At 71.7% G+C, this 11,800-nt stretch carries 9 protein-coding genes, 1 tRNA gene and 1 pseudogene; 4 read left to right on the top strand and 7 right to left on the bottom strand.

Translation table 11 applies throughout. The annotated features are described in order from the left end of the window. Positions 1 to 52: 52 nt before the first annotated feature. A tRNA-Thr gene (locus AB0C26_RS46375) sits at positions 53 to 126 on the bottom strand. 163 nt (positions 127 to 289) lie between these two features. Between AB0C26_RS46375 and AB0C26_RS46370 the strand changes: the two genes are divergently transcribed. Further along, positions 290 to 1,948, top strand: coding sequence for a metallophosphoesterase (locus AB0C26_RS46370; protein ID WP_360261774.1), 1,659 nt, complete (start codon positions 290 to 292; stop codon positions 1,946 to 1,948). Between the two features lies 1 nt (position 1,949). On the opposite strand, the gene ricT is transcribed toward AB0C26_RS46370, so the two are convergent. Beyond that, on the bottom strand, positions 1,950 to 2,786 hold the full coding sequence (ricT, locus tag AB0C26_RS46365; protein WP_360261772.1) for a regulatory iron-sulfur-containing complex subunit RicT: 837 nt from the start codon (positions 2,784 to 2,786) through the stop codon (positions 1,950 to 1,952). A gap of 159 nt (positions 2,787 to 2,945) precedes the next feature. Between ricT and AB0C26_RS46360 the strand changes: the two genes are divergently transcribed. Further along, the gene (locus AB0C26_RS46360; RefSeq protein WP_360261770.1) at positions 2,946 to 4,715 is read left to right on the top strand and encodes a hypothetical protein; all 1,770 of its coding nucleotides are present in this window, start codon (positions 2,946 to 2,948) and stop codon (positions 4,713 to 4,715) included. A gap of 211 nt (positions 4,716 to 4,926) precedes the next feature. On the opposite strand, the gene AB0C26_RS46355 is transcribed toward AB0C26_RS46360, so the two are convergent. Genes AB0C26_RS46355 through AB0C26_RS46345 form a run of 3 tightly spaced genes read right to left on the bottom strand, consistent with a single transcriptional unit; the run spans position 4,927 to position 6,141 of the window. After that, positions 4,927 to 5,523, bottom strand: a complete 597-nt coding sequence (locus AB0C26_RS46355) for a hypothetical protein (protein WP_360261768.1) — start codon at positions 5,521 to 5,523, stop codon at positions 4,927 to 4,929. Continuing rightward, on the bottom strand, positions 5,523 to 5,813 hold the full coding sequence (locus AB0C26_RS46350) for a hypothetical protein (RefSeq protein ID WP_360261766.1): 291 nt from the start codon (positions 5,811 to 5,813) through the stop codon (positions 5,523 to 5,525). Before AB0C26_RS46350 ends, AB0C26_RS46355 begins: the two co-directional genes overlap by 1 nt. Before the next feature lies 1 nt (position 5,814). Further along, entirely contained in the window at positions 5,815 to 6,141 is a 327-nt protein-coding gene (locus AB0C26_RS46345) for a YbaB/EbfC family DNA-binding protein (RefSeq protein ID WP_360261764.1), read from the bottom strand. A gap of 147 nt (positions 6,142 to 6,288) precedes the next feature. Here AB0C26_RS46345 and AB0C26_RS46340 point away from each other — a divergent pair, with 147 nt between their 5' ends. Next, positions 6,289 to 7,482: a DNA polymerase III subunit delta' gene (locus AB0C26_RS46340; RefSeq protein WP_360261762.1), complete on the top strand. Its 1,194-nt coding sequence runs from the start codon at positions 6,289 to 6,291 to the stop codon at positions 7,480 to 7,482. A gap of 353 nt (positions 7,483 to 7,835) precedes the next feature. Here the strand turns inward: AB0C26_RS46340 and tmk are convergent, their stop codons facing one another. Then, the gene (tmk, locus tag AB0C26_RS46335) at positions 7,836 to 10,235 is read right to left on the bottom strand and encodes a dTMP kinase (RefSeq protein WP_360261761.1); all 2,400 of its coding nucleotides are present in this window, start codon (positions 10,233 to 10,235) and stop codon (positions 7,836 to 7,838) included. Between the two features lie 229 nt (positions 10,236 to 10,464). Between tmk and AB0C26_RS46330 the strand changes: the two genes are divergently transcribed. Next, the gene (locus tag AB0C26_RS46330; RefSeq protein ID WP_360261759.1) at positions 10,465 to 11,670 is read left to right on the top strand and encodes an amino acid deaminase/aldolase; all 1,206 of its coding nucleotides are present in this window, start codon (positions 10,465 to 10,467) and stop codon (positions 11,668 to 11,670) included. 7 nt (positions 11,671 to 11,677) lie between these two features. Here the strand turns inward: AB0C26_RS46330 and AB0C26_RS46325 are convergent. After that, positions 11,678 to 11,800: pseudogene (locus AB0C26_RS46325) on the bottom strand (TetR/AcrR family transcriptional regulator); the annotation flags it as partial.

The following is an 11,800-nucleotide window of genomic DNA, read 5'->3' as shown; positions in this document are numbered from 1 at the left end:
AGGCCCGTTGACCTTGGCATATCGCCTGGTCAACGGGCCTTTTCCTTACCCGAGCCGCCTGTCGGAATCGAACCGACGACCTACGCATTACGAGTGCGTCGCTCTAGCCGACTGAGCTAAGGCGGCAACGATGACCAATCGTACGCCATCGGTCGGGGGGTGGTCCGGCGGGTCCGGTGTAAACGAGGGAGGGAATCTGTCGTACGACGGGACTAATGTGCCTGGCGTGACCGACGACCACCCGCAGCCGGCCCCGCAGGGGCAGGTCGTGCCGCGCCGGCCGACCAGCATGGATCCTCGTGAGCTGGGCTTCGAGCCTAAGCGGCCGGTTGGCTGGCTGGCGCCGTTGCTGCTGCTCAGCACGGGTTTGCGGGCTCTGCTGGCGACCCTGTTCGGTGCCTATCTGGACAAGCGTGAGCTGCAGAACTCGCTCGACGGGGGCTGGTTCGACCATTCGAAGACAGCTGACGGCGAGCTCTGGTTCGACTATGTGGCCGACCTCGGTGACGGCTTCCACGCCACGTACTCAATCGCCTGGCTTTTGGCCCAACCCGCCCTCCAGGTCGGCGACGCCACCCTGCCGCGTGGACGGCTGCTGCTCATGGGTGGCGACCAGGTCTATCCGCTGGCCAGCGGAGACGGCTACGAGAGCCGGATGAAGGGTCCTTACCGGGCGGCGCTGCCCGAACCACCGTCCGAGGGGCACCGGCCGACGCTGTTCGCGTTGCCCGGCAACCATGACTGGTACGACGGTCTGACGGCGTTCCTGCGGTTGTTCGCGCGGCGCAAGGACGGGCACATCGGCGGGTGGCGCACCGAGCAGCGACGGTCGTACTTCGCGGTCAAGTTGCCGTCGGACTGGTGGCTGTTCGCGATCGACGAGCAATTCGGGGCGTACATCGACGATCCGCAGCTTCTGTACTTCGAGAAGGCCGCGCGTGACCTCGGACCGGAGGACCGGGTCATCCTCATGACGCCGTCACCGAAATGGGTCAAGGCGGCCGACGATCCGAAGGACTACGACGCGATCGACTACTTCGTCCGTACGATCATCGCGCCCCGCAAGGCCACGGTCCGGGTGATGGTCTCCGGCGACCTGCATCATTACGCGCGCTACGGCGACGACGACCGTCAGCTGATCACGTGCGGCGGCGGTGGCGCCTACCTGCTCGGCACGGCCCAGCTGCCCGACGAGATCGTGGTGCCGCCCGAGGGCACGCTGACCCGCAACCGGAGCGTCAGTCACACGTACCCGTTCCGGAAAGCGTTCCCCGACGCGGCGGCGTCGCGACGGATGGGCTGGGGCGTGTTCCACCGGGTGCCGACCCGCAATCCCGGGTTCGCGACCATGCTCGGCATCATCACCACGCTGACCATGCTGGCGATGGCCGGCGCGGCGGCGGAGGACGACATCTTCCGGCGGCTGTTCAGCATCCCGCTGGTCATCATGCTCGGGGTGATCCTGGCCGGCACGGTGCTCTTCGCCCAGCCGCCCGGCGCCGACAAGCCGAAACACTCACGGCACTGGATCCTCGGGCTGCTGCACGGCTTCGCCCAGATAGCGCTGGCCGCCGGCGGCGCCTGGCTGTGGCTGCGGCTGCCGTTCCACGAGTGGTCGTGGCCCGGCCCGCTGGTGGTCGCGGCGGTCCTCTACCTGCCGGTCGGCGGGTTCCTGGCCACCCAGGTGTGCGCGCTCTACCTGCTGATCGCCAGCCGCTTCGACGTGAACGTCAACGAGCTCTTCGCCGGCCAGGGCATCGAGGACGCGAAAAGCTTCCTCCGCCTGCACATCGACCGCGACGGCACCCTCACCATCCACCCGCTCGGCGTCACCACGATCGGCCGCAAGTGGGAGGCCGACCCCGAGGCCGCCCCGGACGCCTCGTGGCTGCGCCCCACCGAGCCCCTCGTCGTCCACCCCATCGAGGAACCGATCCGGGTGCGCTGAGTCAGCCGTACTGCTCGTCGTGGGCCTGGCGGGGCCCGCAGACCGAGGCGCGGCTGCACGAGCAGCGGGAGCCGTCGGCGTCGAGGCGGACGACGACGGAGTCCTTGGGCACGCTGTGCGCGACGACGCGGCCGTCCCCCTCGGGCGTGGTGACGCGGCTGCCGACCGTGGGCGCCGAGGCCTGAAACTTCTGGTACAGGGGATGTTCGTACTTGAGGCAGCACATGAGGCGGCCGCAGGCGCCGGAGATGCGCAGGGGGTTGAGGGGTAGGTCCTGGTCTTTCGCCATGCGGATGGTGACCGGCTCGAAGTCGGTCAGGAAGGTGGCGCAGCACAGGTCGCGGCCGCAGGAGCCGATGCCGCCCTGGACGCGGGCCGAGTCGCGGGCGGAGAGCTGGCGCAGCTCGACGCGGCAGTGCAGGGTGGCGCCGAGGTCGCGTACCAAAGACCGGAAATCGACCCGATGGGGTGCGGTGAAGTAGATCGTCGTGCGGGCGCTGTTGCCGCCGGTCTGGTCGAGCACGTGGTCGACGGCGACGACCTTCATCGGCAGCTCGTGTGCCTTGATCAGTTTTTTCGCGGCGACCTTGGCCTCGGCTTTGCGTTTGCGCAGCAACTCGTCGCGCCGCAGATCGTTCTCGTCGGCGATGCCGGCGACCTTCGGGAAGCCCGAGGTCTCCTCGCTCACCCACTGCGCCGCCCAGACGCACTCCGCCACCTCGGGGCCGTCGTCCGTGGGCACCAGCACACGGTCGCCGACCTGGGGCGAGAACTCGCCCGGGTCGAGGTAGTAGAGACGGCCGTACCGGTTGAAGCTGACCGCGCACAGCATGCCCATGGTCACCACCCTACGACTTCCCCAAGCGCGTACCAAATGCCGGTTTTGGGCTACCCGGCAGGGTTGTCGTATAGATGCGGCACAACCGCCCCAATCGACCGTCGTTGGGCAGACCCGTAGACGTCGCTCAACACGGAACACTTCGGGAGGGAACTACCCATGACGCCCGCCAGATCGCTGGCCGCCAGTGTGGTCGCACTCGGTTTCACGGGTGCGCTCAGCGCTCCGCTGCCCGCGTTCGCCGCGCCCGCACCGTGCGAGCGGGCCGAGAGCTACGCGGCCCAGTCCGGCGCCGAGCTGCTGCGCATCGAAAAGCTCGCCGTCCAGGTTCCCGACGTCCGCTACAAGAAGCCGAAGGCCGAGACTGAGACCGAGAGCGGCCCGGCGACCGGCGCCGCGGCCCGCGTGCTGGACTCGGTGGACGACCCGATCACCGACCCGGAGGAGAGCGACACCCTCAGCGAGGGCATCGGGATGCTGGGTACGGCGATGCTGGGCACCCTGACGCCGCACCCGAAGGCCAAGGCGGGCACCGACGGCGAAGCCGACGTGGTCACGCCGGCCGACGAGGTGACCGGCCGCCTGGGTGAGGCGGCCGAGCAGGGCGGCAGCCTCGTGAATGGACTGACGCGGGCTCCGGGAGACTCGGGCGGGAGTGGCGCCGGGACGTCGATGGAAGACCCGGCGGCGGGGGCGAAGGCCGATGAGGACGCAGCCGACGAGGGTCGGGCCGACAAATCGGAAGAACCGTCCGAGGATGCCGTGAAGGAGAGCGGAAGGACCGCGACTCTGTCCGATGTGGGCGTCGGCGAGACCCGGACCGCGATGATCGCCGAGGCCAAGGTGTCGTCGGCCGCCTATGGGCGGCTGCTGGACGGGCAGGCCGCGGGCAAGGCCGGGCTGAGCAAGCCGCTGCTGCAGAAGGCGCCGCCCACCAACCCGAAGGCGGCGCAGCGCGTGACCCCGGCCGGCAAGGCTGGTCCGCTCAAGCTCGGCGCTGGCCGGCTGGCCGCGCACGCGCGGTGGGAAGCGGGCATGGCCTGCGGCCGCGCCGTGGGCGAGACGACCCGCTCGGAGGCCGGGCTCACGAGCCTGCGCCTGCTGGACGGGCTGGTCCGCGTACCGGAGAAGCTCACCAGCGAAAGCACGACGGCGCTGGAGCGAAGCGGCGAAGCGGCCCGGTCGGTGGCCTCGTCCACGGTCAAGGCGGGCCGGATCGAGCTGGCCGACGGCAGGGTTCGCGTACGCGTTCTGCGGGCGCCCACGTTGACGACGTCGATGTCGGCGGCCGAGGGCGGCAAGGTCGAATACCGCCCGGCCGTCGTGGAGGTCTCCGGCGACGGGATCGCCACCAAGCGGCTGGAGGCGGCCGGCGACCACGCCGAGATCACGCTGACCCCGGAGCGCCACGCGACGGAGTCCGTGCCGCTGGGCCGCCTCAGCGACCTGGCCGCGCTGAACAAGGCCAAGCAGCTGCCCGTGCCGGCCGTACCGGGGCTGCCCCCGGTGAGTGCGGCGCCGCGGACCGAGTCGGCCCCCAGCGCGACTCACGGAACCCGGCTGCGCGTGTCGCTCGGCGACGTCCGGCAAGCGACCAAGGGATCCGCCGTCGCCGCCCGGGCCGCCGCCGTCAAGGTCTCGCTGGTGCAGGCAGCCGCTGCCGGGCCGAAGGACCGCGACAGGCCCGGCTACGGCCCTCAGGCCAGGACCACTGTGGACCTTGCGTTCGGCGTGCTGGAGTCGGCGGCCGTCTCCCCCGCCGCGGCCCCACCGGCCGGCACAGGCGGAGCGGGCGCGGGTGGCGCCGGCGGCGGCCTTCCGGTGACCGGGCCGCGCCTGGACCGCCTGGCCATGGCCGGCGGAACCCTGCTGGTGGCAGGCATCGCCGCGGTGGCCGTGACCATGCGCCGCCGGCGGTCCCGGCCCTGATGATCCGGAACCGGCGTCGACCGTATGGAGCATTGTCGATCTCCTGACGGATGAGGGCCCGGCGACGGACGTCCGGTCCTGCTCCCCCGAGCGGACCGAAGCCGCCGTAACCCCGAGACAAGCATCGATCGATGGCGTTGAGTAGTCAGCACACCTGCGGGGGGTGCAGGAAGTCGCGACGCCGCATTCGGATCCGAGTGCGGCGCCGCGCCTACACCGGGACCGCGTGGGTCAGGTGAGTGGAGTTCTGCATCAGCTCCTCCGCTTCGGCGTAGAGATCGGCGATCGTCCTCAACACGTGGGCGGCGATCGCGGCGGCCGCCGTCTCGGGCCGCGGGGTGGCGGGCGCGGTCTGAAGTGTCAGCGCCTCGGCCGAGACCAGCACGTCGGCCAGCGTGGCGGCCACGGTGTCGCGCGCTCGGATCATCCAGTCGCTCAGGGCGGCGGTCAGGTCGGCCGTCTCCTCCAGGCGCTCGTCGAGGCTGTCGGCGGCGCCGGCCAGGTGGACGGCGACCCGGCGGCGGAGGTCGTCGTAGGCCTCGGCCGCCTCGCCCTCCCAGACGCCTGGTGGCGGCAGGTCGGCGGCGGCGCACGCACGGGCCCCGGCCCGCAATTCGGGCACGGTCTCGGCCAGCGCACCGGGACGTAACGCGGCCACGGCTTCGACGGCGTCGACGGGGAGAAGGCGTACCCGTCGAAGCTCTTGCCAGATCTTGTGCTCGGCGGGGGCGCCGGCGTCGCCGAGCACCTGCTCCACCCGGCGCAGCAGGGGCAAGGCCGCGTCGAGCACCTGATACAGAGCGTCCATCACAGCTCCAAACGCCGGCGGACCGCGTCGTCGGTCTCGGCGTAGTCGTCGCGCGTGGCCCGGACCGAGGTGGCCATCGCGGTCAGCCGGCCCGAGGCGCCGGAGGCCTCCTGCGCGCGGGCGGCCACGACGGCGGTCCAGTGCTCGTGCAGCGAGCGGCCGAGTCGGCCGGGCAGGCCGGCGGAGGACTCGGCGAAGGCGCCGGGCGGGACGGTCAGCGCGGCCACCGCGCGTTCGACGGAGCGCAGGTCGTCGGCGGCCCGGTCGAGGCGTTCGGCGAGGTGGTCCATGTCAGTCCTCTCCCAGGGATCGCGGCTGCCCGAAGATCTCGCCGCGCAGCTTGTCGCGGGCCCATCGGGCGGCGTCGGCGGCCGTCGCCACCACGGTCTGGAGTTCGCGGGTGAACTCGGTCGCTTCGCGGTGATGCAGGCCGCCGCGGACGCGTATGTCCGTTATGCGGCCGGTGGCGGTCACGGTGGCCTCGATCGAGCCGTCGGGCGAGTGCACGGAGACGGTGTGCGACTCGACGGCGCGTTCGAACTCGGCCCGCAGCTGCTCGACGCGACGATGTCGGTCGATGGCTTCGCTGATCCACGCCTCGTCGATCTCACGCGCCATGCCGGAGGCTCCTCACCGTGCGTCACTTGCCGGGACCAGAACGTACCCGGAAGAGTGAAGGCTCCGCTACGGCGACTTCTCCACTGTGGATAACCCGCCTGTGGATAACTTCGAAGACTGTCGGACCGGCGCAATACCATCGTGTGCGTGAGTGAAGTCTTCGCAGACCTGGTGGGTCAGAACGAGGCGGTCGCCACGCTGCGCCAGGCAGCCTCGGCGGCGGCGCGGGTCGTGACCGGTGAAGAGGTGCCGGCCGGCGCGATGACCCATGCGTGGATCTTCACGGGTCCGCCCGGCAGCGGGCGCTCGGTGGCGGCGCGGGCCTTCGCGGCCGCGCTGGAGTGCGAGCGCGACGGCGCCGGCTGCGGTGAGTGCCACGGTTGCCACACCGCGCTCGGCAAGACCCACGCGGACGTACGGTTCGTGGTGCCTGAGGGCCTTTCGATCGGCGTCAACGAGATGCGGACCCTGGTGCTGCGGGCGGCGAGCGCGCCTTCCGGCGGCCGGTGGCAGGTGGTGGTGATCGAGGATGCCGACCGCCTCACCGAACAGGCCGGAAACGCGCTGCTCAAGGCGATCGAGGAGCCTCCGCCACGCACGGTCTTCCTGCTCTGCACGCCGTCGACGCATCCGGACGACATCTCGGTGACCATTCGGTCGCGCTGCCGTGTGGTGGCGTTGCGCCAGCCGCCCGCCGACGCGGTGGCCGAGGTCCTGGCTCGCCGCGACGGCGTGGCGCCCGACGTCGCGGCGTGGGCCGCGGCGGCCGCGCAGGGCCACGTCGGCCGGGCGAAAAGGCTGGCCAACGACCCGGAAGCCCGTAGCCGGCGCGAGGCCGTTCTCGCCGTGCCGCGGCGGCTGAGCAGCGTGGGCGCCTGCTACGAGGCGGCCTCCGCGCTGATCAAGGCGGCCGAGGCCGAGGCGGCGGAAGCGGTGATCGAGACCGACGCCGCCGAGCGGGCGGCGCTGGAACAGGCCCTGGGCGCGGGCGGCACGGGCCGGGGCGCCGCCGGTGCCATGCGCGGCGCCGCCGGCCAGCTGAAGGAACTGGAGAAGCGCCAGAAGTCCCGAGCTACCCGGTCGAAGCGGGACGCCCTCGACCGCTCGCTGGTCGACCTTGCGGGCTTCTACCGGGATGTCCTTATTACGAATTTGCGCGCGCCGGTCGCAGTCGTACACACCGACACCGCGACGCAGTCGGCGGCCGCGGCTGAGAAATGGAGCGCGGAGAGCACGTTGCGCCGCCTCGAGGCCGTCCTGGCCTGCCGCGACGCCATCGACCAAAACGTCAAACCCGACATCGCCGTCGAAGCCATGATGCTCACCCTTTGGAGGGGGTGACGCCCTTCAGGAGGTACGGAGGTGGTCTGTTCCGTTCAACCAGGGCCGAACCCGCCGTAGCGACCGGCTGAGTGCAACACCGGCTCGTCGCCGGACTCGCGGCCGGTCCTCTGGTCACCGTTCGGCCGGCTGCAACACCGGCTCGTCGCCGGACTCGCGGCCGGCCCTCTGGTCACCTTTCGGCCGGCTGCAACACCGGCTCGTCGCTAGACTCGCGGCCGTCCGACGGTCACTGTCCACCCGTGGCGGCGCCGGCTCGTCGCCGGGCTTTCCAGGCGGTTCGGCGGTCGCCGTTTGGCTCGCTGCGAGGCCGGGCCGGCGTTGGTTGGTGAGCGAGCTTGGGGTTGGCGCGGTCAGCGGTGGCCGGTGCGGGTGGGGCCGTCCGGGGTTTCGTCGTCGTTGACGCCGAGCAATTCGGCCATCTCCTCGAGCGGTGGCTCCTCGTGCTGCCCGTTCGAGAGGGGGGCAGCCATGGGGTGTGCGGCTGCGGGGCTCGCGGCTGCGGAGTGCCCGGCTGAAGGCTGCCCGTCCAGGGGGTGGGCGGCTGATGGCTGCGCGGCTGAGGGGTGGACGGCGGCCGGGGGCGCGGCTGAGGGCTGCGCGGCGACCGAGTGCTGCGTGGCGGCCGAGGGCACGGCTGAAGGCTGCGCGGCGGCCGGGGGCGCGGCTGAGGGGTGCGCGGCGGCCGGGTGGGCGGCGGTGGCTCGGTCGGCGGCTTCGGCGGCTAGGAGGTCGGGGGCCTCGAAGTCGGGGGCCGGGGGGACCGCTGTGGAGGCGGGGGCCGGGTGTACGCCGTCGCCGGTCAGGAGGGGGGTCAGGCGGGTGGTTACCGCGGTGCCGATCTCCTCGGCGGGGCGGGCGGCGTCCAGGACCAGGTAGCGGCGAGGGTCGGCGGCGGCCAGGTCGAGGAAGGCGTAGCGGACGCGCTCGTGGAAGGAACGCGACTCGCTTTCCAGGCGGTCCGCGCCCTCGCCTCGGGAGTCCACTCGGCCCAGGCCCACCGTGGGGTCGACGTCGAGCAGGACCACCAGGTCGGGTTTCAGGCCGCCTGTGGCCCAGGAGGACAGCCAGGAGATCTCGGCGACCGGCAGCGTGCGGCCGGCGCCCTGATAGGCCAGTGACGAGTCGACGTAGCGGTCGCTGATCACGACCGCGCCCCGGGCCAGGGCGGGACGGACCACCGTGGCCACGTGGTGGGCCCGGTCGGCCGCGTACAGCAGGGCCTCCGCCCTCGGGGACGGGGCGTCGCCCTTGTCCAGGACCAGGCCCCGGATGCGGGCGCCGACGTCGGTGGCGCCGGGCTCGCGGGTGACGACCACGTCGTGGCCGGCCGCTTCGAGGGCGGCGGCGAGGCGGCGGACCTGGGTCGACTTGCCCGCTCCCTCGCCGCCTTCGAAGACCACGAAGACGCCGCTGCGGACGAACTGCTCGTCCGGGGAGAGGGGGCGGCCGCGGATGGAGCCCCACAGGTCGGCCAGGACGGGGACGCCGCGCTTGTCGTCCATCTGGCGAAACGAGCTGATGCCGACGGCCACGCCGGCCGCGCCCGCCACCAGCAGCAGGACGCGGGTGAAGGACACGTCGAAGCTGAGGACGCCCAGGTCGACGCGGCGGGAGCTGCCCAGGCCGACCAGGAAACCGGCGAGTGTGATGGCCAGGAGCAGCACCATCCGTACGCCGATCTGCACCACCGCGAAGACCCGGCCCCGGACCGAGTCGTCGACCTCGCCGTAGAGCAGGGTCGTGCCGGCCAGGAACGCCATGCCGGCGCCGGCGCCGACCAGCAGGGCGCCGACCAGGGCCATCGACAGGTGGAAGGACACGCCCAGGAACATCACCGAGCCGCTGGCCAGGACGATGCTCATGCCGAACCAGCGGCGCCGGGACAGCTCGCGGATGATCATCGGGCCGAGGCCGATGCCGAGCGCGAGGCCCATGAAGATGGTGCCGAAGAGCAGGTAGAACGCGGCCTCACCGGCGCCCAGGGACGTGGCGAAGGTCTTGGCCGCGCCGATCACGATGCCGCCGGCGGCGAACGCGCCGAAGATGCCGAGGACCAGGCCGCGGACCAGTGGCGTACCGCCGATGTATTTCCAGCCGTCGAGGAACTGGCGGACCATGCTCTGCTCTTGGGCTTCGCGCTGGCGCTCGGCGCTCTTGCCGCCGATCTCCTTGATGCCGAAGAAGACGGTGAGCGCGGTGACGAGCCGCGAGATCGCGTTCAGGTAGAGCGCCAGCTGAACCGGCGCGGCCCAGTCGGGCAGGGTCACCCCGGACTGTTGCACGCCCGCGGTCAGGGCGGACAGGACCAGCGCGGCCAGGATCGGTGTGATGCCGTACGTGGTGACCAGCGTCAGCTGGTTCGAGACCTCGATCCGCGATTTCGGGATCAGGTTGGGGACCGCCGCTTCCTTGGCCGGGATCCAGATCAGCGTGATCGTCTCGCCGATGAAGGTGGCGATGGCGGCCCAGGCCACGGTGACGCCGGGCGAGCCGCCCAGCAGCGGCACCAGGGGGATCGATCCGTAGAAGACGAAGCGGATCAGGTCGGTGATGACCATGGTGTAGCGCCGGTCGAACCGGTCGGCGAAGACGCCGGCGATCGGACCGAGCAGCAGGGCCGGCAGCAGGCGGACGGCGATGGTGCCGCCGAAGGCCGCGCCCTGCCCGGCGCTGCTCTGGAACTGGGCCGCGGCGAAGATGCCGGTGGCGAGCAGGCCGATCCAGTCGCCGAAGGAGGCGAGGCCGAGCACGAGCCAGAGTCGGCGGAACGGCCGGATGCGCAGGACGGAGCGCAGGGCCGCCGCTCCCGACAGGTCTACCGGTCCGGTTTCCCGCTTTTCGGTGTCGATGGCCGTACCTCCCGTGATCCCCGCAGGGTGCACTCTATCGGGCGGCCCCGACCGCCCTGTTCACCCACGTTCGGGTATCGAAAAAGTGAAGGCCTTTCGCGTTGCCTTCATCACACGTTAAGTTGCACGCGTGATCGACCGCACACTCCTGCAGAAGCGGCTCGACCGGGCCACCGCGCATCTCGAGACGCCGGTGGCCGCTGTCGACCTGGACGCCTTCGACGACAACGCGGCCCAGCTGGTGGCGCGCGCCGGCGGCAAGCCGCTGCGGGTCGCCAGCAAGTCGGTGCGCTGCCGGGCGCTGCTCGACCGGGTGCTGGCCCGGCCCGGCTGGCGCGGTGTCATGGCGTACACCCTGGGTGAGGCGATCTGGCTGGTCCGCGAGGGCGTGACCGACGACGTGCTGGTCGCCTATCCGACGGTCGACCGGATCGCTTTGCGCGAGCTCACGACCCAGCCCGACCTGGCCGCCGCTATCTCGATCATGGTGGACCACCCCAGTCACCTCGACATCGTCGATCAGGTGACGCCGCCGGGAGCGCGCCCGGAACCCGTACGGCTGTGCCTCGATCTGGACTCTTCCTGGCGGCCGGCGGGGCCACTTCATCTGGGTGTACGCCGGTCGCCCGTGCACTCCGCGGCGCAGGCCGGAGCTCTGGCCCGGCGCCTGGTCGCGCGGCCGGGCTTCAAGCTGGTCGGGATGATGTCGTACGAGGCCCAGATCGCCGGACTGGGTGACCTGCCACCCGGCCAGGCGCTGAAGGGCCGGGCGATCCGCCTGATGCAGTCCCGGTCGTTCCCCGAACTGCTCGAGCGCCGTGGCGCCGCCGTCAGAGCCATCCGTGAGCACGCCGACCTGGAGTACGTGAACGGTGGCGGCACCGGAAGCGTGGCCGCGACCAGCGCCGATCCGGCCGTCACCGAGGTCACCGCCGGTTCCGGGCTGTACGGGCCGACGCTGTTCGACGCCTACAGCGCGTGGCGCCCGACCCCGGCCGCGTTCTTCGCGCTCAGCGTCGTCCGGCGCCCCGCGCCCCAGATCGCCACGGTTCTCGGCGGCGGATGGATCGCCTCCGGGCCCGCCGAGACGTCCCGGCAGCCCACGCCGTACCTGCCCGCGGGTCTGAAGTTCAAGCCCGACGAGGGACCCGGCGAGGTGCAGACGCCGCTGGTCGGGCCGGTCGCGGCGACGCTGCGGCCGGGCGACCGGGTCTGGTTCCGTCACGCCAAGGCCGGCGAGCTGTGTGAGCACGTCAACCAGCTGCAGCTGATCGACGGTGAGACAGCCACGCCGACACCGACCTACCGCGGGGAGGGCCATGCCTTCCTGGGGTGAGCGCCGCTCAGTTGGTCACGTGGCGGTGCAGGTACTCCCGGATCAGCGCCTTGGCCTCGGTCAGCACGGACTCGTCACCGCTCTGGTCGCGCCGGAACGCCAGCTTGATCAGCGCGTCCGCCGCCTCCAC

This window comes from Actinoplanes sp. NPDC048796 (assembly GCF_040650035.1).
Classification (GTDB): Bacteria; Actinomycetota; Actinomycetes; order Mycobacteriales; family Micromonosporaceae; genus Actinoplanes.
This window is presented reverse-complemented; position numbering and strand designations above follow the sequence as displayed.